This window comes from Paramesorhizobium deserti, assembly GCF_001558695.1.
Lineage (GTDB): Bacteria > Pseudomonadota > Alphaproteobacteria > Rhizobiales > Rhizobiaceae > Paramesorhizobium > Paramesorhizobium deserti.
In genome coordinates this window covers 729,047-747,694 of record NZ_LNTU01000001.1, presented here as the reverse complement: position 1 = coordinate 747,694, position 18,648 = coordinate 729,047, and the positions used below count along the sequence as shown (strand labels likewise).

Here is an 18,648-nt window from a genome sequence, read left to right as displayed (position 1 = left end):
CTTATTTCGTCCCGTACATGCGGTCGCCCGCATCCCCCAGCCCCGGCACGATATAGCCCTTCTCGTTCAGATGGCTGTCGATAGCGGCGGTGAAGACGGGAACGTCGGGATGCGCCTTGGTGAAGCGCTCGATACCCTCCGGTGCCGCGAGAAGGCAGAGGAAGCGGATATTGCTCGCGCCACGCTCCTTCAGCTTGTCGATCGCCGCGATCGCAGAATTGGCGGTGGCGAGCATCGGGTCGACCACGATGATCAACCGGTTGACGATGTCCTCCGGCGCCTTGAAATAATATTCGATCGGCTGCAGCGTATCGTGGTCGCGGTAGAGCCCGATATGGGCGACGCGAGCCGCCGGCACCAGGTCGAGCATGCCTTCGAGAAGGCCATTGCCGGCGCGCAGGATAGAGGCGAAGACCAGCTTCTTGCCTTCCAGCGTCGGCGCGTCCATCGCGGTCATCGGCGTTTCGATCCGCATCGTCGTCAGTTCCAGATCGCGCGTCACCTCGTAGCAGAGCAGTAGCGAGATCTCCTTGAGCAGCCGCCGGAAGCTTGCTGTCGAGGTCTCTTTCTTGCGCATGATGGTGAGCTTGTGCTGGACAAGCGGATGATCGACGACTGTGACGCCCATGGTGGCTGTTACTCTCTGTTACAAAGCTGATTTTCCGCGACCTTAGCGGCAGGTGGCGGACATGGAAACGCTTGGCTGCACCGCACGCACAGTTTTATGCCGGCTTTTCTACGGGAAGAAGCTTTGCCAGGAGTTTCGCGCGGGTCTCCTCGTCTATGAACGCCGCCTTGATCGCCGTGCGGGTGATGCCGCGCAGCGGATCGTCATCAAGCCTAAAGACGTCACACGCGATATCGTATTCGCGCCCGAGATCGGTGTGGAAGAAGGGTGGATCGTCGGAGTTGAGCGTCACTTTGACGCCGGCATCGCTGAGCGCCTTGAAGGGATGATCTTCGAAACTGTCGTAGACGCCGAGCGCGATATTGGAGCCCGGACAGCATTCGAGCACGATGCCTTCCTCCGCCAGCCGTTTCACCAGATCGCGGTCCTCGATCGCCCGCACGCCATGGCCGATGCGCGAGGGCTTGAGCGCGTCGAGGGCATCGCGCACGCTCGTGGCACCGGCAAATTCGCCGGCATGGACCGTCAGTCCCAGCCCTGCATCGCGCGCGATATCGAAGGCGCGCCTGAAATCCGCCGCATGATGCATCCGTTCGTCGCCGGCCATGCCGAAGCCGGTGATGAGCGGATGCGGGTTCGCCGTCACGAAGCGGGCCGCATGCTCCACCGCCTCCGGCCCTATATGGCGAAGACCTGTGGCGATCATCCGGCATTCGATGCCAGTGGCATTCCTGGCGCGCCGGATGCCTTCCGCCAGCCCCTCGATATAGGCCTGCGGATCTAGCCCGGCGCTCACCGCATGATCGGTCGAGATGAAGAATTCCGAATAGATCGCGCCGTCGCGGGCAAGCCTAGTGAGATAGCGCTCGGCGAGATCGGCATAGTCTTCTGCCGTGCGAAAGAGCATTGATATCGCGTCATAGGCGACGAGGAAGCTGGTGAAATCGTGCCAGATATAGGCGTCGTCGCGCACGAAAGCTGAAATATCCACGCCGTAAAGCGCGGCTTTTTCGCGCGCCAGCGCCGGGCTTGCGGTACCCTCGATATGGCAATGCAGTTCGGCTTTTGCGACCATGCCTCTTTCCATCCGCCCTCATCTCGCTCTATATCGGTGCCATCATGTATGGTCGGTGAAGTTGACAGACTTTTCCCCGGAAGTTGACAGACTTTTCGGAAAAGACCATGCGTTGAAACAAAGAATGCATGATGGCGGTTCGAGCCGGATTCATCGGGAAAAGGCAGGTGACGATATGAGCCAGCAACATGGCAGTTCGGACCGCGTCGGCGCCAAGGGCGGCATGGAGAAATCCTTCGGCTTCCGCAAGGTCGGCGAGGACGAGAAGCAGGGGCTGGTCAACGAGGTGTTCCATCGCGTCGCCGGCCGCTACGACCTCATGAACGATCTTATGTCTGCCGGCATGCACCGGGTCTGGAAGGACGCGATGGTAAGCTGGCTTTCCCCGCCAAAGCGCGAGGACTGGCAGGTGCTCGACGTGGCGGGCGGCACCGGCGACATCGCCTTCCGCATTCTGGAGGCATCCAATCGCAAGGCCCATGCCACCGTTCTCGACATCAACGGCTCGATGCTCGCCGTCGGCCATGACCGGGCGGTCAAGAAGGGTTTGGCCGACAATGTCGAATTCGTCGAGGCCAATGCCGAGGAGCTGCCCTTCGCGGATAGCCGCTTTGATGCCTATACGATCGCCTTCGGCATCCGCAACGTGCCGCATATCGACCGCGCGCTGTCGGAGGCCTATCGCGTGCTGAAGCCGGGCGGGCGCTTTCTTTGCCTGGAATTTTCCGAGGTCGAAATGCCGGTGCTCGACCGCGTCTATGACGGCTGGTCGTTCAACGCTATTCCCCGGATCGGGCAGATAGTTGCCGGCGATGCCGATTCCTATCGCTATCTCGTGGAATCCATCCGGAAATTCCCCAAGCAGGCGGATTTTGCCGCGATGATTAAGGCTGCCGGCTTCGAGCGCGTGACCTGGCGCAATTATTCCGGCGGCATCGCCGCGCTCCATTCCGGATGGAAGTTGTAGTTAATGGAAATGAAGGCCGTCTTGTCCCTGCAAAACAACCCACCGTCGCTTGCGAACCGTCTCCTCCCCTCTCTGTCGTCATCCTCGGGCTTGACCCGAGGATCCACGGCAAGGGGGCGGAAGCGGTGTTATCATTCGGGACGGGATCGTGAGCCATCGGCCCTGATATCGACCATAAGCGCTCACTGGAATGCCTCGGCGCCATGGCAAGATCAATGCCCTCTAGCCGTGGATCCTCGGGTCAAGCCCGAGGATGAGGAGGGGAGGGGCGAGAGATGCCTAGCCGGGCAGAGGGGGGTGACTGATTACGCGCCGACGCTTTTCATTCCCATAAGCACGAGCCCCATCGCATGACCAGTCTCGCCGCCGCCTTCCGGCTGATCCATGCCGGGTGGATCATGACGCGCGAGGGCGTCATCACCGCGCTGCCGGCCGAGGGGCTGTCGGGCCTGCCCGCCTTCGGCCACCGCATTGCCGGCCTGCTGGCGCGCCGCCGCGTGCGCTCGACCAAGCGTTCTGAGCGCATGTCGCGGGCGATGAACCGGCTGGGGCCGTCCTATGTCAAGCTCGGCCAGTTCCTGGCGACGCGTCCCGATATCGTCGGGCGCGACGTGGCGCTCGATCTGGCGCTTTTGCAGGACCGTCTCGACCATTTTCCGCAAGGTGCCGCGATCAAGGCTGTGGAGGGCTCGCTCGGTCGCCCGATCGACGATCTCTTCGTCTCTTTCGGCCCGCCCATTGCCGCAGCCTCCATCGCCCAGGTCCATCCGGCGGAAGTCATGCGTGACGGCGTGCCGCACAAGGTCGCGGTCAAGGTGATCCGCCCCGGTGTTCGCCAGCGCTTCGCCCGCGATCTCGAAAGCTTCTTCATGCTGGCGCGCCTGCAGGAGCGTTATATGCCTGGCGCCCGCCGCCTGCGCCCGGTCGAGGTCGCTGAAACGCTTGCCCAGACCACGCGCATCGAGATGGATCTGCGGCTCGAGGCTGCCGCCCTTTCCGAGATCGCGGAGAATGTGAAGGGCGATGCCGGCTTCCGCGTGCCCGCCGTGGATTGGGAGCGCACCGGCCGGGACGTGCTGACGCTCGAATGGATCGACGGCGTCAAGATGTCTGATATCGAGGGCCTGCGCGCCGCCGGCTATGATCTGGTAAAGCTTGCCGAGACGCTGATCCAGTCATTCCTGCGCCACACGCTGCGCGACGGTTTCTTCCATGCCGACATGCATCCCGGCAATCTGTTCGTCGATCCCCAGGGCGTCATCGTCGCCGTCGATTTCGGCATCACCGGCCGCCTCGGCAAGAAGGAGCGCCGCTTCCTTGCCGAAATCCTCTATGGCTTCATCAACCGTGATTATCGCCGCGTGGCGGAGGTGCATTTCGAAGCCGGCTATGTACCACACCGGCACGATGCGGCGAGCTTCGCCCAGGCGATCCGCGCCATCGGCGAGCCGATCCATGGCCAATCGGCCGAAACCATCTCCATGGCCAAGCTTCTGACCCTGCTTTTCGAGGTGACCGAGCTTTTCGACATGCAGACGCGGCCGGAACTGCTTCTCCTGCAGAAGACCATGGTGGTGGTCGAAGGTGTCTCCCGCACGCTCGATCCGCATTTCAACATGTGGAAGGCGGCCGAGCCGGTGGTGGGCGACTGGATCAGGGAGAATCTCGGGCCGACCGGCATCGTTGCCGACGCGCGCGAGAGCGGCTTCGCGCTCCTGCATCTCATCCGCCAGACGCCCGATCTGGTCAAGCGCTTCGAGCGCATTTCCTTCGAACTCGACCGGATGGCCGAAAACGGCCTGCGCTTCGAGCTCGAGACATCGGAGGCCATCGGCAGAGCCGCCGCGCGTGGCTCGCGCTGGGGTCGGATTGCGCTGGCTTTGATTGCACTTGCCGTCGTGGGCATCGCATTCGGCTTCCATTTATAGAAAATCCGGCCTACTCTGATTGCAATGATTGCGCTTGTGCAGCGCTTTTAAGGAGAATTGCAATCAAATGGCCAGCATCACCATTCGCAATCTCGATGACGCGGTAAAGGAGCGGCTGCGCCTGCGCGCCGCCCGCAATGGCCGCTCAATGGAGGAGGAGGCGCGGGTTCTTCTTGGAGGGATTGACGCGCCGGACATCCCCGTTCCATCGATGGACAGGGGTATTATCTCCCAGACTTTGGGCGGCAAACGGGTGCTCTTGATCATCGGCGGCGGCATCGCGGCTTATAAGTGCCTCGATCTGATCCGCCGGCTGCGCGAGCGCGGCGCATCCGTGCGCCCGATCATGACCCGGGCGGCGCAGGAATTCGTCACGCCCTTGTCGGTCGGTGCGCTCGCCGCCGATCATGTCTTCACCGATCTCTTCTCGCGCGAGGATGAGCAGGATGTCGGCCATATCCGGTTGTCGCGCGAGGCGGATCTGATCGTCGTCGCGCCCGCCACCGCCGATCTGATGGCCAAGATGGCCCATGGCCTGGCGGACGATCTCGCCTCCGCGGTGCTCCTCGCCACCACCGCGCCGGTGCTGGTCGCACCCGCCATGAACCCGCTGATGTGGAACCATCCGGCCACCAGGCGCAATCGCGCTACGCTGGCTAAGGATGACATCCGCTTCGTCGGCCCGAACAGCGGCGAGATGGCGGAAAGCGGCGAGGCCGGTGCCGGCCGCATGGCCGAACCGCTCGAAATCGTCGCGGCGATCGAAGCATTTTTCAAGCCGGCCCACAGACCGTTAGTCGGCAAAACGATTGTTGTAACCTCTGGCCCGACAGTCGAGCCGATTGATCCGGTGCGCTATATCGCCAACCGATCCTCCGGCAAGCAGGGCCATGCCATTGCCGCCGCCCTTGCGCGGCTCGGCGCCACCGTGCGCCTCGTCTCTGGCCCTGTGTCCATACCCGACCCTGAGGGCGTCTCGGTCGTCCATGTCGAGACAGCGCGGGAGATGAAGCAGGCGGTCGAAAAACATCTTCCTGCTGATGCGGCGGTCATGGTCGCCGCTGTCGCCGATTGGCGGGTGGAAAGCGAATGGGGCCAGAAACTCAAGAAGCAGCCAGGCGGCGGCGCTCCGACGCTCCGCATGGTGGAAAACCCCGATATTCTCGCCGGTGTCGGCCATCATGCCGAGCGCCCGCGCCTCGTCGTCGGCTTTGCCGCGGAAACGCAGGACCTTCTCGCCAATGCCCGGAAGAAACTGGAGAAAAAGGGTGCGGACTGGATCGTCGCCAACGACGTCTCGCACGAGGGCGGCGTCATGGGCGGCGACCGCAACCATGTCCGCATCGTCTCCAAGTCAGGTGTCGAGGAATGGCCCGAGATGACGAAGGAGGAGGTGGCGGCGCGATTGGCGGAAAAGATTGCGGAGGCGTTAGGGGAATAGGGGAGTGTATAAGCGAGCCAACATACTCCCCTATTCCCCTACTCACTTACTCCCTTTTTTCCTTTCCCATGTCACACTCTGCCATCCCGTCTCGTCCTGTCATCGTGTAAACCAAGACATGGAGCTATCCGATGAAACCGAGACTGAACGCCTATGCCATCGCGCCGCAGATGATCCAGGCCATGCTCGACCTCGAAGACAAGGTCAAGAACAGCGGGCTGGAGGAGAGCCTTTTTCACCTCGTCAAGATCCGTGCTTCGCAGATCAATGGCTGCGCCTATTGCATCCATATGCATACCCGCGAGGCCCGCGCCCATGGCGAGACGGAGGAGCGGCTTTATCTGCTGGATGCATGGCGGGAATCGCCGCTTTATACCGACCGTGAACGCGTCGCACTCGCCTGGACGGAGGCGCTCACCCTGGTGGCCGAGACGCGTGCGCCGGATGCGGATTTCGAAGCGCTGAAAGACCAGTTCACAGACGAGGAGATTGTGAAGTTGACGCTTGTCATCACCACCATCAATGCGTGGAACCGCATTTCGGTCGGCTTCCGCTCGATCCACCCGGTGAAAGCGGTTCATGCCGTTGCATGACGACATCGGCGGGACTGCCCCGGATAGTGCCGGGGCAGTCTTCGAAAGCTTGCGCCCGCGGCTGGTCCGCGTTGCCTACCGCATGCTCGGATCGGTCGCGGAGGCGGAGGATATCGTGCAGGATGCCTGGCTGCGCTGGATGGGCGCGGACCAGGCGTCGGTGCGCGATCCCCAGGGCTTTCTCACGCGCATCGTGACAAGGCTCTGCCTCGACCACATGAAATCGGCGCGGGTGCGCCGCGAGATCTATCCCGGCACCTGGCTTCCCGAACCGGTTTTCGAAATGGCGGAAGACGAGGAAGACGATCTCACCCTGACGCTGATGATGGCGCTGGAGCGCCTTTCGCCGCTGGAACGCGCGGCGTTCATTCTGCACGATCTCTTCGATATCGGCTTCGATGAAGTGGCAAAGGCGATCGGCCGCGATCCCGCCACCTGCCGTAAGTTGGCAAGCCGCGCGCGGGAGCATGTGCGCGCTTCCGGGCCACGCTTTCCCATGACGGCAGAGCACGGACGCAGCATCGCTGAGGCTTTCTTCCACGCCTCGCGTAGCGGCGATGCGGCGACCCTGCAGAGCCTCCTTGCGCAAGATGTCGTGATCTATTCCGATGGCGGCGGCATGAGGAAGGCGGCGATCAACCCGATCTTCGGACGCAACAACACGGTACGCTACTTCACCGGCATCGCTCGAAAGCCGGCCGGCCAGATGCCGCCCTTCCACCGCATCGGCCGCATCGATGGCCTGCCCGGCATTCTCACGATGGAAGAGGATGGCCTGCCGCAGACGATAGCGCTCGAAATCGCCGATGGGCTGATCACTGCGATCTATATCGTGCGCAACCCGGACAAGCTGCGGCATTTGAAGATTTGAGGGAAGCGGCTTTTAAATAGAACGCTGTCCCGCCAACGGTTCCAACTGACGGTGAAATGTCTAAAAGAACTCATCCAGCAGCCGGTAGTAGGCGAGCTTGCTCTCATCAACCGGTGGGCCGCCATAGGCCGCGAGGAAAGGCTGAACCCACTCCTGCCCGAGATTGTGGATGATGCTCCAGCAGGCAAGCGCCAGGTCCTGATGCCGGTCGGCAAGGCCCAGCCGCCCGCAATCGATGAAGCCGGTGAAGCGGCCCTCGTCGGCCATGAAGTTCGGCAGGCAGGCATCGCCATGGGTGACGACGAGGTCTTCGCCCGCTGGCCTGAGGCGATGGAGCTCTTCGAACAGGCTTTCCGCCGTGCGGCCCGACCGCTCATCGTCGAAATCCTCTTCATCGACTTCGCCTGCCTCCATGCGGGCGCGGGCATCCTCGATGCGGATGTCCAGCCGATGGTCGAAAGGGCAGGCGGCGGGATCGATTGCGTGCATCGCTTTCAGCGCGTCCGCCAGTATCTGCACGATTAACGCCGGCTGAAGCGTGCCCACCGATGAGGCGAGGTCGGCGCCGGCAAGCCGCGTCATTAGCAGAAGGCTGCGTTCCGGCTCGGATTCGAAGGCAGGCACCCTCGGGCAGGCAAGCCGTTGGCTTCCCAGCCATTCGAGCCGTGCGGCTTCACCGGCAAGCTCGCTCACCGGCCCTGCCGGCTCGATTTTCAGGACAAGCGGCTGCTCGGTCTCATGCTCCAGCAGGAGGATATTGGCCGAAGAACGGCCGAGCTCGTCCTTGCGGCTGCGATATCCTGCCAGACGGTTTTGGAGCGACCATGGCAGGTCGAGCGCGGCCAATGCGGGATCGGTCATGCTATCTCGTCAGGCCGCCTTGTCGCGCACCTGATAATCCTTGATGGTGGCGAAGCGGATCGCCTTCCAGCGCTCGGCCTCGTAGTTGAGCGAGAAGCCGTTCTGCGCCAGGAAGACCGGATCACCGTCGAGATCGTGGGCGATGTCGGCGCGATGCGCGGCGATGAAGCGGTCGAGCTCCGCCGGATCGTCCGCCGATATCCAGCGGCATACGGAAAAGCGCGACATCTCGAAGCCCACGGGCAGCGAATATTCCACCTTCAGCCGCTCCGTCAGCACGTCGATCTGCAGCGCCCCGACCACGCCGACGATCGCCGGCGATCCGTCATCGGGCAGGAAAAGCTGCACCACGCCTTCTTCGGCCATCTGCTGCAAGGCTTCCTTCAGCTTCTTCGCCTTCATCGCATCATCGAGGCGGACGCGGCGCAGGATTTCCGGCGCGAAATTCGGCACGCCGCGGAAGAGGATATCCTCGCCCTCGGTCAGCGTATCGCCGATGCGAAGCGTGCCGTGGTTCGGTATACCCACCACGTCGCCGGCAAAGGCCTCGTCGGCAATCTGGCGCGTGCGGGCGAAGAAGAACTGCGGCGCCGACAGGCTCAGCGGCTTGCCGGTGCGTACCAGCTTTGCCTTCATCCCCCGCGCGAGCTTGCCCGAGCAGACGCGCAGGAAGGCGATGCGGTCGCGATGGTTGGGGTCCATATTGGCCTGGATCTTGAAGACGAAGCCGGTCATCCGTTCCTCGGTCGCCTCCACCTTGCGCGTATCGGCGTCCTGGGCGCGGGGGCTCGGCCCAAAGTCGCAGAAGGCTTCGATCAAATCGCGGACACCATAATTACGCAACGCTGAGCCGAAATAGACCGGTGTCATATGGCCTTCGCGGAAAGCCTGAAGGTCGAAGGGGCGGCAGACGCCGCGCGCCAGCTCCACGCCTTCGATCCATGTCTGCCGCTCGTTTTCCGGCAGCAGCTTCGCCGCCTCTTCCGGGCCGCTCACCTTGGTCGGCTGCTCCTCCTCGTCCTTCCGGCGGAGCGTGTCATTATGCAGGTCGTAGGTTCCGGCAAAGCTCTTGCCCGAGCCGATCGGCCAGGTGATGGGCGCGGTGTCGAGCGCCAGCTTCTCCTCGATCTCATCGAGGATTTCCAGCGGATCACGGCTTTCCCTGTCCATCTTGTTGACGAAGGTGACGATCGGGATGTCGCGCATCCGGCAGACTTCGAAGAGCTTCAGCGTGCGCGGCTCGATGCCCTTGGCCGCGTCGATGACCATCACCGCACTGTCGACCGCCGTCAGCGTGCGATAGGTGTCGTCGGCGAAATCCTCGTGGCCCGGCGTGTCGAGCAGGTTGAAGACGCAGTCCTTGTATTCGAAGGTCATCACCGAGGTGACGACCGAGATGCCGCGTTCGCGCTCGATCTTCATCCAGTCCGAACGGGTCTGGATGCGGTCCTTCTTCGCCTTCACCTCGCCCGCAAGCTGGATCGCACCGCCGAAGAGCAGGAGCTTTTCCGTCAGCGTCGTCTTGCCCGCGTCCGGGTGGGCGATGATCGCGAAGGTGCGGCGTTTGGAAACGGGATGGTCGGCTGCGGGCATGAAGAAGGCTCGTTTCGGAACTCGGTCGAGATAACGGGGTTGCGGGCTTCTACCAGCCCTTGAGCCGCCCGTCGACCATCAATTGCGCGACGCTGTCTTGCGTATATGAGCGTCCCCTCGCTGGTTCGCTTCGCTCATCACCTCTCCCGAGGGGAGAGGTGGCGCGACGGCACAGCTAGTGCCCTCTTCTCCCCAGCCGGGAGAAGGTGGCCCGAAGGGCCGGATGAAGGGGCCTGCACTGCCCTGCGTTCAGCTCGCCTTGGCCGGAGCGGAAGGCGCAGCCCCGTCACCGAACGTCCTGATGCCGAGGCCGAAGGCGATGAACGACCAGCCCTGGAAGATCAGGTCGATTGCCAGGAACGCGCCGAGGATCCACAGGCTGTTGACCGGCCAGCCGAGCGCGATGACGATGCCCGCCAGCGCCGTCAGCACGCCCGCCGCCACGATCCAGCCCCAGCCCTTGGCGGGCTTGCTCTGGAAGCCCGCCCAGATGCGGATGAGGCCGGTGGCGGTCAACGCCACGGCGAGCAGGAAGGTCAGCACCGCCGAGGCGAGGATGGGGTTGATGAAGGCGACCACGCCTGCGGCGGCATAGAGCAGCCCGCTCAGCGCCCAGAACAGGAAGCTTTTCCAGTCCTTGACGCCGAAGGAATGGACGATCTCGACAATGCCTGCGATCAGCATCAGCATGCCGATGAAATAGACCGAGGCCACGGTGGCGATGAGGAGATTGCCGAGCGCGATGCCGCCGAGGATGAGCAGCAGGACGCCGATGCCGACGAACCAGCCCCATTTGCTTCTCAGTTCTGCCGGTATATTTACTTGGGAAACCTGCTTCGGTGCCGTCGGCATTTAGTTTCTCCTGAAAAATATTGTTGGTATCGGCAGTATACATGCGTTTTCAATACATGCCAGAGAGGCTGTCGACACATGGTTGCTGCTTTCATCATTCCCGCTTCGTCCTCCTCTTTCCAAAGTCATTGATTTCGCGGATAAAGTCAGGGTCATGCTCGAAACCATTTCCACCCATTGGGCGCAGATCCTTGCCGTCATCTCGATCGTCATGGGCACGGTCGCCGCCATCCATGCGACGATGACCAAAGAGGAGGTGCGCGCGGCGATCGGCTGGGTCGGCGTCATCGTGCTGTCGCCTATCCTCGGCGCGCTGATCTATGCGGTGGCGGGCATCAACTTGATCCGCCGGTCGACGCTCAGCATGCAGCGCGCCGGCATGACGGCGGTGGAGCGGCATCACCTTGCCGAATATGACGTGACGGGCGAGACGGTGGAGCGGGATTTCGGCGACACCTTCGCCGCGATGAAGATATTGGGCGACCGCGTCAGCCGCTGCAAGCTCACCTCCGGCAATACGATCGACATGCTGGAGACCGGCGATGAGGCCTATGCCGCCATGCTCGCCGCCATCAAGGGTGCGGAGCGCAGCATCCTGCTCGAGACCTATATTTTCGACAAGGACGTGATCGGCGTCCGCTTCGCCGATGCGCTGGTGGATGCGGTCAGGCGCGGCGTCGAGGTGCGCGTGCTGATCGATGCCGTCGGCGCGCGCTATTCCATCCCCAGCATCGTCGGCTACCTGCAGAAGGGCGGCGTGCCGGTCGATGTCTTCAACGGCAATATCATCATGGGGCTCAGGCTGCCCTATGCAAACCTGCGCACCCACCGCAAGATCCTCGTCATCGATGGCGGCGTGGCCTTCACCGGCGGCATGAATATCCGCGCCGGGTTTGCCGCCGAAGCCGCCGGCGATGGCGTCTCCGGCGACACGCATTTCCGCGTCACGGGCCCCATCGTCGCCGATCTCTTCCATACCGCGCTCGAGGATTGGCGCTTCGCCACCGGCGAGATGCTGGCCGGCGAACCATGGGCCGTGGTTGAACCCGAAGCCGATCCCGGCACCGGCGTTTTGGCGCGCGTGGTGCCGTCGGGGCCGGACAAGAGCCTCGAGACCAATCACCGCATGATGATGGGGGCGTTCTCCGTCGCGAGAGACCATATCCGCATCATGTCGCCCTATTTCCTCCCCGATCGCGAATTGATCAGCGCCCTGGTCACCGCGGCGCGGCGCGGCGTCGCCGTCGATATCCTCGTGCCGGGGGTCAACAATCTGACGCTGGTCGACCACGCCATGACGGCGCAGTTCGACCAACTCCTGAAGGATGGTTGCCGCATCTGGCGTGCCAGCGGCCATTTCAACCATTCCAAGCTGATGGTGGTGGACGACACCTGGGCCTATGTCGGCTCGTCGAACCTCGACCCGCGTTCGCTGCGGCTGAATTTCGAGGTGGATGTCGAATTGTTCGACAAGGGGATCGCCGAAGAGCTCGATGCGCGCATCCGCGCCGTGATGCAGAGCGCCAGGCCGGTGCTCCTTAAGGACCTGCGCGCCCGCCCGTTTCCGCGGCGCCTCCTCGAGCGCATCATATGGCTTGGTTCACCCTATCTCTAGAGTTTGTCGGAACGAGCCTGAAGCGATGCCCGTCCGGTCGTCATTCTCGGGCTTGTCCCGAGAATCTACCGCAGGCTGATCTGTCATGACGGCGATCGCTTATCTTGATCTTATGGCGGATTCTCGGGACAAGCCCGAGAATGACGGCAGGACTTCTGTCTCGCCGGCAAGTACGGCCGCCAGATCGATATGCGCCTTGATCGGCAGGTGATCGGAGGCGATGCGGGCGAGCGGCGTATCGTGCACCTCGACCGCCGTAACCAGGTCGTGCGGATGGCCGAGCACCCGGTCGAGCGCCAGCACCGGAAAGCGCGAGGGAAAGCTCGGCACCGCGCCCGAGGAGGGGTCGAAAATCGGCCTGAGCGAGGCGAGCGACGAGCGCTTGCCGACGCGCCATTCGTTGAGATCGCCGATCAAGAGCGTCGGCCGTGTTTCCTCGGCCTCGAAGGCGGCCATGATCGTCTCCGCCTGCTGCTCGCGCGAGCGCCTGAGCAGGCCCAGATGCGCCGCGATGATGCGCAATTTTCCGCCGGTAAAATCGAAGTCGACGACCAGCGCGCCCCGCGGCTCGACGCCCGGCAGCCGCAACTGGCGCACGTTGCGCACGGTGCCCTTGCGCATGAGGATCAGATTGCCGTGCCAGCCATGGCCGGTGGGCGACATGGCGTTGATCGGCACCGGCACCAGCCCGCTTGTCCGCTCCAGCCAGTCGAGGTCGAGCAGGCCCGAGCGCTGGCCGAACCGCTTGTCCGCCTCCTGGATGGCGATCACGTCCGCATCGAGCTCGGTGATGACCCGCGCGGTGCGCTCCGGGTCGAACTGCTTGTCGACGCCGACGCATTTATGCACGTTATAGGAGGCAATGACGGTATCACCCACGCCCCGGTTGGCGGCGAGCGGCCTGTGGCCGGGCCGGTTCCTGATGGCCGTCAGAATGCTTGCGGAGAGCTTCCTGTCTCTAGGCTTTCTTCGCACCAAGGCTTCCCTTTTCCGTCCTCCGCAAAACGGCTCCAGCGCCGCCGGCAGGCTCGGGTTGGCCACGGCAGCGCTGTCCAGAATAATCTCTTACGGCTGGGTGGCGCAAGTTTTGCGGTTCGAAGCGTCAGAAAATCCGGATGGCCGATGTGGCGATGATGATGATCGCCACCGCCACCATCAGTGGGCGCACCGGCACACGGTGGACCACATAGGCGCCGAAGGGCGCGGCGATGACGCCGCCGATGATCAGCCCGATCGCCGCGTTCAATTCCGACCATCCGAGCGTCAGCACGAAGGTGATGGAGATCGACAGCGTCACCAGGAATTCGGTCAGATTGGTGGAGCCGATCACCTTCTTCAGATCATGGCCGCGCCCGACGAGCGAGGTCGTCACGATCGGCCCCCAGCCGCCACCGCCCGCCGCGTCAAGAATGCCGCCGCCGAAGCCCACATAGGGGATGATCCAGTCGCGCACGTCGCGCGGCCAGAGCGGCCGGAACGCCTTGAACAGGATATAGAGGCCGATCGCCGCCAGATAGGCCGAGACAATGGGCTCGATCGCCTTGCCGTCGATCCGCGTCAGGAGATAGGCGCCGATCACGCCGCCGATGATGCCCGCCGGCGCCAGCCACGCCACGAAATGCCAGTTCACATTGCGATGATAGACGTGAGAGATGCCGGAGGCGGCGGTGGTGAACACCTCAGTCACATGCGTCATGGCGCTTGCCGTCGCCGGCGGAATCCCTATGGCGAGAAGGCTGGTCGTAGACAGCACGCCGAACGCCATGCCGAGAGCGCCGTCAACGATCTGTGCGCAAAATCCGATGAGGACGAAGAGGAAAAAATCGAACGACATGGTGCCCCCTACCGGTGAAAATCGGTTCGGGAGAACTCCCGGCGCCGGCAAAAGGTTCCCCGATGATGAAGCGGAGGGCAGGCGGGCACTTCTGCAAAAGCGCATCCGCCAAACGCAAAAAAGCCCGCATAAGCGGGCCTTTTTGATGATTTTTCAGCCGGCCGCGAGACCTGAATGAAAAGGGAATGGTGCCCAGAAGAGGACTCGAACCTCCACGCCTCGCGGCACACGGACCTGAACCGTGCGCGTCTACCAATTCCGCCATCTGGGCAGCGGGGTCCCATGTAAGGGGCGGACCGCACTCTGTCAATCGGGTTCGGGAGGATTTGTCAGCTTTTTTGCTGGCTTCGCTTAACGTCCCCTCGACAGGCCGGTTTTTTCGCGCGATTGGATGAAAGGAAGACCTGCTTCACGCCTGTCATGGCGGTGGCGGCTGCATCCACATATATGATTTCTGGAGCCTGAAGTGGCCGACGGCAGCGTCCCTGCCCCTGTGCCGTGGATCCTCGGGTCAAGCCCGAGGATGACGACCGTACGAGGGCAAGTGTCGCGGGTGACGCATTGGGAAATGGCAGGCGCAGCAGCAGAACATTACCCGATCCCGTTCCTCCAATTCGTCATCCTCGGGCTTGACCCGAGGATCCACGGCAAGGGAGCGAGAATGCTTCTGTTATCCGCCTTCGTGGTGCAGAACGCACTGGGTGAGCAAGGACTGGAGCGGTCTGATATTCCGTGGAAATCAGACCGCCCCGATAAACCCTTATCCCTGCAGCACCTCTTTCGAGGCGATGGTGGAATCAGCGTTGAGCTTGTAGATGATCGGAATGCCGGTGCCCACTTCGCGCTCCAGGATCTCCTCGCCCGAAAGCCCCTCCAGCGCCATGATCAGCGCGCGCAGCGAATTGCCGTGGGCGGCGATCAGCACCGTCTCGCCGCGCAGCACATGCGGCTGCACGTCGTGCATGTAATAGGGCCAGACGCGGGCACCGGTGTCGCGCAGGCTCTCGCCGCCGGGCGGCGGCACGTCATAGGAGCGGCGCCAGATATGCACCTGCTCCTTGCCCCATTTCGCCCGCGCGTCGTCCTTGTTGAGCCCGGCGAGCTCGCCATAATCGCGCTCGTTCAGTGCCTGGTCGCGGATGGTCTCAAGATCCGGCTGGCCGACCTCGTCGAGGATGTGCTGGCAGGTGGTCTGGGCGCGCGAAAGCAAGGAGGTGAAGGCGATGTCGAATTTGATGCCCGCCGCCTTCAGCCGCTTGCCGGCGTCCTTGGCTTCCGCATGGCCGAGCTCGGTCAGGCCCGGATCACGCCATCCCGTAAAAAGGTTCTTGAGATTCCATTCGCTCTGGCCGTGGCGGACGAGGACGAGGGTGCGGGACATGTTATGATGCTCCATGATCTAAGATACTGAAAATGTTTAATGAGGGCGGGACAGTACCCCCCTCTGCCCTACCGGGCATCTCCCCCCTCAAGGGGGGAGATTGGCTGACACGACGCTCTGCCTCCATTGTCCGACGTTTGCGATTGGCGCCGAGCGTTGATGAAGGCGTAATCTCCCCCTTGAGGGGGAGATGTCCGGCAGGACAGAGGGGGGTGCCTCGCGCTGCCGACCAAACACGAAGCGCCCTAATCATCAAGACCAAGCACATCGTGCATCGAATAAAGCCCCGGCTTGCGCCCGCGCGCCCAGACTGCGGCCTTCACCGCGCCGCGCGCGAAGATGGTGCGGTCCTCTGCGTGGTGCGAAAGCGTGATGCGCTCGCCCGTGCCGGCGAGGATGACCGAGTGGTCGCCGATGACCGAGCCGCCGCGCAAGGTGGCGAAGCCGATCGTGCCGTTCTCGCGCGGCCCGGTATGGCCGTCGCGCACCCGCACGCTCTCTTCCGCCAGGTCGATGCCGCGCCCTGTTGCCGCCGCCTCGCCGAGGAGAAGCGCCGTGCCGGAAGGCGCGTCGACCTTGTGCTTATGGTGCATTTCCAGGATTTCGATATCGAAATCGTCGGGACCCAGCGCCTTCGCAGCCTTCTCCACCAGGACCGAGAGAAGGTTGACGCCGAGGCTCATATTGCCCGATTTGACGATGATCGCATGGCGCGCCGCGGCGCGGATCTTCTCGTCGTCTTCGGGCGAGCAGCCCGTGGTGCCGATGACATGGACAATGCGCGCCTGCGCCGAAAGCATGGCGAATTCGACTGTCGCGGCCGGCGAGGTAAAGTCGAGCACGCCTTCTGCGGCCGCGAAGACGGGCAGGGGATCGTCGGTGATCGTGACGCCGAGCGTGCCGACCCCCGCCACTTCGCCCGCATCGCGGCCGATGAGCGGCGAGCCGGGACGCTCGATCGCGCCGGCGAGCTGCGCACCGTCGACGCCCTGGATGGTGCGGATCAGCGTCTGGCCCATGCGCCCGCCGGCGCCGACCACCACCAGCCTCATATCCGATGTCGGGGTTTCCACTTCGCTCATGCCTTGCTTCCCGCTTTTCCGCGCTGTTTGGTTGGGGCTTTCGAAGCCTTTTCGCCTGTTTCCCCTATCTCGTCCACAATGAGGTCGTCCACCACCTGCCAGTCGGCGCCGCCCTGCAGCTTGTGGAAACGGGTATAGATGCTGTTCGGATCGGCGATCAGCGTCTCGTGGCGGCCTTCCTCGACGACGCGCCCCGCCTCCATCACGACGATATGATCGGCATTGACGATGGTCGAAAGGCGATGCGCGATGACTATGGTGGTACGCCCCTGCATGATGCTGTCGAGCGCCTGCTGCACGCGCTTTTCCGATTCATTGTCGAGCGCCGAGGTCGCCTCGTCGAGAAGCAGGATCGGCGCGTTGCGCACGATGGCGCGGGCGATCGAGAGGCGCTGGCGCTGCCCGCCGGAGAGCGTCACGCCGTTTTCGCCGACGGGCGTGTCATAGCCTTCCGGCTGCTGCAGGATGAACTCATGCGCATGGGCGAGCTCCGCCGCGGCGACAATCTCCTCCATCGTGGCATCGGGCCGCCCGTAGCGGATATTGTCGGCGATCGTGCCCTCGAAGAGATAGGGCTGCTGCGAGACATAGGCGATCGACTGGCGCAGCGACTGGTTGGTCACCCCCGCGATATCCTGACCGTCGATCAGGATGCGCCCCTTCTCCAGATCGTAGAATCGCTGCACCAGCGCGATCAGCGTCGATTTGCCGGCACCCGATGCGCCGATGATCGCGGTCGTCTTGCCGGCTGCCGCGACGAAGTTGACGCCGTGGAGCACGGGCGCGACATCGGAATAGGAGAAATGAACGTCCTCGAAGCGGATTTCGCCCTTCTCGACATGGAGCGGCACGGCGTCGGTCCTGTCGCTCTGCTTCGGCTCGATATCGAGGATTTCATAGATCATGCGCGCATTGACCAGCGAGCGCTCCAGCCCGACCTGCAGGCGGGCGAGGCGGCGCGCCGGATCATAGGCGAGAAGCAGCGCCGTGATGAAGGCGAACATCGCGCCGGGCGGCTGCTGGGTCAGAAGCGCGCGATAGCCGCCATAGGCGAGAACGCCCGCCACCGCGAAGCCAGCGAGGATTTCGGAAATGGGCGTGATGCGCTCGGAAACCTTGGCGATCTTGTTGCTGCGCCCTTCCGCCTGTCCGATCAACTTACCGATCTTGGCGCGCAGCTGGTCCTCCATGGTGAAGGCTTTGACGATGGCGATCCCCTGCACGGATTCCTGCATCGCGCCCAGGAGATGCGAGTTCAGATGCACCACCTCGCGCGTCACCGAGCGGATGCGGCGTGAGATATAGGCGACGGCCAGGATGAGCGGCGGCCCGATCAGAAAAACCACGGCGGAGAGAACCGGGTCCATGTAGAACATCGTGCCGATGAGGCCGACGAGGGAGATCATGTCGCGGGCGATCGACGAGATCGTCATGTTGAGCAGATCGCGTATGCCCGAAACATTCTGATTGATCTGCGCCGCGAGATGGCCGGAGCGCGTATCGTTGTAGAAATTGAGCCCGAGTTTCATCAGATGGTTGAACATGCGCTTTTGGTAGCGCGCCACCAGATTGTTGCCTATCTTGGCAAGCTCCACCGCCTGTATATAGCCCGAAAGCCCGCGCAGGATGAACACGCCGAGGATCGCACCGCAGATGATCCAGACCCAGCCGAGCTGCTGCTCGTAGAAGATCTTGTCGATCATCGGCTTCATCAGATAGGCGAGCACGCCATTCGATGCGCCGACCACCAGCGAGGCCGCAACCGCGACGATGTAGTTCTGCTTATATTCGCGCAAATTCTCCGACATCATACGCCGAATGATGCGAGTCGCCTCGGAAGGGTCGATTTTCTTCTTCTTGGCCTTGCCTATGCTCACGGTCAGGATAGTCCCAGAGCATGATCCCGAAAGTTGCGGACTTTTGGATA

General features: G+C 62.9%; 16 protein-coding genes and 1 tRNA gene. 6 read left to right on the top strand and 11 right to left on the bottom strand.

Annotated elements, in window-relative coordinates:
• Window position 1: 1 nt before the first annotated feature.
• Window positions 2-628: a uracil phosphoribosyltransferase gene (gene upp, locus ATN84_RS03505; protein WP_068880112.1), complete on the bottom strand. Its 627-nt coding sequence runs from the start codon at window positions 626-628 to the stop codon at window positions 2-4.
• Between the two features lie 94 nt (window positions 629-722).
• A complete protein-coding gene (locus tag ATN84_RS03500) occupies window positions 723-1,703 on the bottom strand; it encodes an adenosine deaminase (RefSeq protein WP_068880111.1) in 981 nt (326 codons plus the stop codon).
• A 175-nt stretch (window positions 1,704-1,878) separates the two neighbouring features.
• Between ATN84_RS03500 and ubiE the strand changes: the two genes are divergently transcribed.
• From ubiE to ATN84_RS03475, 5 genes are all read left to right on the top strand, one after another.
• A complete protein-coding gene (gene ubiE, locus ATN84_RS03495; RefSeq protein ID WP_068880858.1) occupies window positions 1,879-2,670 on the top strand; it encodes a bifunctional demethylmenaquinone methyltransferase/2-methoxy-6-polyprenyl-1,4-benzoquinol methylase UbiE in 792 nt (263 codons plus the stop codon).
• Window positions 2,671-3,020: 350 nt separating this feature from the next.
• Window positions 3,021-4,598: a 2-polyprenylphenol 6-hydroxylase gene (gene ubiB / locus ATN84_RS03490; protein WP_068880110.1), complete on the top strand. Its 1,578-nt coding sequence runs from the start codon at window positions 3,021-3,023 to the stop codon at window positions 4,596-4,598.
• 67 nt (window positions 4,599-4,665) lie between these two features.
• Entirely contained in the window at window positions 4,666-6,039 is a 1,374-nt protein-coding gene (gene coaBC, locus ATN84_RS03485; RefSeq protein WP_082766072.1) for a bifunctional phosphopantothenoylcysteine decarboxylase/phosphopantothenate--cysteine ligase CoaBC, read from the top strand.
• Window positions 6,040-6,170: 131 nt separating this feature from the next.
• On the top strand, window positions 6,171-6,632 hold the full coding sequence (locus ATN84_RS03480; protein ID WP_068880109.1) for a carboxymuconolactone decarboxylase family protein: 462 nt from the start codon (window positions 6,171-6,173) through the stop codon (window positions 6,630-6,632).
• Window positions 6,619-7,503 carry a sigma-70 family RNA polymerase sigma factor gene (locus ATN84_RS03475; protein WP_068880108.1) on the top strand — a complete coding sequence of 295 codons (885 nt, stop codon included), beginning with the start codon at window positions 6,619-6,621 and terminating at the stop codon, window positions 7,501-7,503. Before ATN84_RS03480 ends, ATN84_RS03475 begins: the two co-directional genes overlap by 14 nt.
• 60 nt (window positions 7,504-7,563) lie before the next feature.
• Here ATN84_RS03475 and ATN84_RS03470 read toward each other — a convergent pair whose 3' ends face one another.
• From ATN84_RS03470 to ATN84_RS03460, 3 genes are all read right to left on the bottom strand, one after another.
• The gene (locus tag ATN84_RS03470; protein ID WP_068880107.1) at window positions 7,564-8,364 is read right to left on the bottom strand and encodes an APH(3')-II family aminoglycoside O-phosphotransferase; all 801 of its coding nucleotides are present in this window, start codon (window positions 8,362-8,364) and stop codon (window positions 7,564-7,566) included.
• A 9-nt stretch (window positions 8,365-8,373) separates the two neighbouring features.
• Window positions 8,374-9,957 carry a peptide chain release factor 3 gene (locus ATN84_RS03465; RefSeq protein WP_068880106.1) on the bottom strand — a complete coding sequence of 528 codons (1,584 nt, stop codon included), beginning with the start codon at window positions 9,955-9,957 and terminating at the stop codon, window positions 8,374-8,376.
• Between the two features lie 249 nt (window positions 9,958-10,206).
• Entirely contained in the window at window positions 10,207-10,809 is a 603-nt protein-coding gene (locus tag ATN84_RS03460; protein WP_068880105.1) for an HdeD family acid-resistance protein, read from the bottom strand.
• A 154-nt stretch (window positions 10,810-10,963) separates the two neighbouring features.
• On the opposite strand from ATN84_RS03460, the gene cls reads away from it, so the two are divergent.
• Window positions 10,964-12,424, top strand: a complete 1,461-nt coding sequence (cls, locus tag ATN84_RS03455) for a cardiolipin synthase (RefSeq protein WP_068880104.1) — start codon at window positions 10,964-10,966, stop codon at window positions 12,422-12,424.
• 99 nt (window positions 12,425-12,523) lie between these two features.
• On the opposite strand, the gene ATN84_RS03450 is transcribed toward cls, so the two are convergent.
• The 6 genes from ATN84_RS03450 to ATN84_RS03420 form a co-directional block, all read right to left on the bottom strand.
• A complete protein-coding gene (locus tag ATN84_RS03450; RefSeq protein WP_068880856.1) occupies window positions 12,524-13,399 on the bottom strand; it encodes an endonuclease/exonuclease/phosphatase family protein in 876 nt (291 codons plus the stop codon).
• A gap of 127 nt (window positions 13,400-13,526) precedes the next feature.
• The gene (locus ATN84_RS03445) at window positions 13,527-14,258 is read right to left on the bottom strand and encodes a sulfite exporter TauE/SafE family protein (protein WP_068880103.1); all 732 of its coding nucleotides are present in this window, start codon (window positions 14,256-14,258) and stop codon (window positions 13,527-13,529) included.
• 186 nt (window positions 14,259-14,444) lie between these two features.
• A tRNA-Leu gene (locus ATN84_RS03435) sits at window positions 14,445-14,529 on the bottom strand.
• A 489-nt stretch (window positions 14,530-15,018) separates the two neighbouring features.
• Window positions 15,019-15,639, bottom strand: a complete 621-nt coding sequence (locus tag ATN84_RS03430) for a 2,3-bisphosphoglycerate-dependent phosphoglycerate mutase (RefSeq protein ID WP_068880101.1) — start codon at window positions 15,637-15,639, stop codon at window positions 15,019-15,021.
• Between the two features lie 245 nt (window positions 15,640-15,884).
• The gene (dapB, locus tag ATN84_RS03425) at window positions 15,885-16,721 is read right to left on the bottom strand and encodes a 4-hydroxy-tetrahydrodipicolinate reductase (protein ID WP_068880100.1); all 837 of its coding nucleotides are present in this window, start codon (window positions 16,719-16,721) and stop codon (window positions 15,885-15,887) included.
• Window positions 16,718-18,604 (bottom strand): ABC transporter ATP-binding protein, encoded by a 1,887-nt coding sequence (locus ATN84_RS03420; RefSeq protein WP_483140688.1) that lies wholly within the window; start codon window positions 18,602-18,604, stop codon window positions 16,718-16,720. Before ATN84_RS03420 ends, dapB begins: the two co-directional genes overlap by 4 nt.
• Window positions 18,605-18,648: the final 44 nt, after the last annotated feature.

What these genes read in the sequence shown, in the direction of transcription:
- ATN84_RS03430 (WP_068880101.1), bottom strand. Translation starts at nt 15,639, where the DNA reads ATGTCCCGCACCCTCGTCCTCGTCCGCCACGGCCAGAGCGAATGGAAT.
- ubiB (WP_068880110.1), top strand. Translation starts at nt 3,021, where the DNA reads ATGACCAGTCTCGCCGCCGCCTTCCGGCTGATCCATGCCGGGTGGATC.
- upp (WP_068880112.1), bottom strand. Translation starts at nt 628, where the DNA reads ATGGGCGTCACAGTCGTCGATCATCCGCTTGTCCAGCACAAGCTCACC.
- ATN84_RS03465 (WP_068880106.1), bottom strand. Translation starts at nt 9,957, where the DNA reads ATGCCCGCAGCCGACCATCCCGTTTCCAAACGCCGCACCTTCGCGATC.
- cls (WP_068880104.1), top strand. Translation starts at nt 10,964, where the DNA reads ATGCTCGAAACCATTTCCACCCATTGGGCGCAGATCCTTGCCGTCATC.
- ATN84_RS03500 (WP_068880111.1), bottom strand. Translation starts at nt 1,703, where the DNA reads ATGGTCGCAAAAGCCGAACTGCATTGCCATATCGAGGGTACCGCAAGC.
- ATN84_RS03470 (WP_068880107.1), bottom strand. Translation starts at nt 8,364, where the DNA reads ATGACCGATCCCGCATTGGCCGCGCTCGACCTGCCATGGTCGCTCCAA.
- ATN84_RS03460 (WP_068880105.1), bottom strand. Translation starts at nt 10,809, where the DNA reads ATGCCGACGGCACCGAAGCAGGTTTCCCAAGTAAATATACCGGCAGAA.
- dapB (WP_068880100.1), bottom strand. Translation starts at nt 16,721, where the DNA reads ATGAGCGAAGTGGAAACCCCGACATCGGATATGAGGCTGGTGGTGGTC.
- ATN84_RS03445 (WP_068880103.1), bottom strand. Translation starts at nt 14,258, where the DNA reads ATGTCGTTCGATTTTTTCCTCTTCGTCCTCATCGGATTTTGCGCACAG.
- coaBC (WP_082766072.1), top strand. Translation starts at nt 4,666, where the DNA reads ATGGCCAGCATCACCATTCGCAATCTCGATGACGCGGTAAAGGAGCGG.
- ATN84_RS03480 (WP_068880109.1), top strand. Translation starts at nt 6,171, where the DNA reads ATGAAACCGAGACTGAACGCCTATGCCATCGCGCCGCAGATGATCCAG.
- ubiE (WP_068880858.1), top strand. Translation starts at nt 1,879, where the DNA reads ATGAGCCAGCAACATGGCAGTTCGGACCGCGTCGGCGCCAAGGGCGGC.
- ATN84_RS03475 (WP_068880108.1), top strand. Translation starts at nt 6,619, where the DNA reads ATGCCGTTGCATGACGACATCGGCGGGACTGCCCCGGATAGTGCCGGG.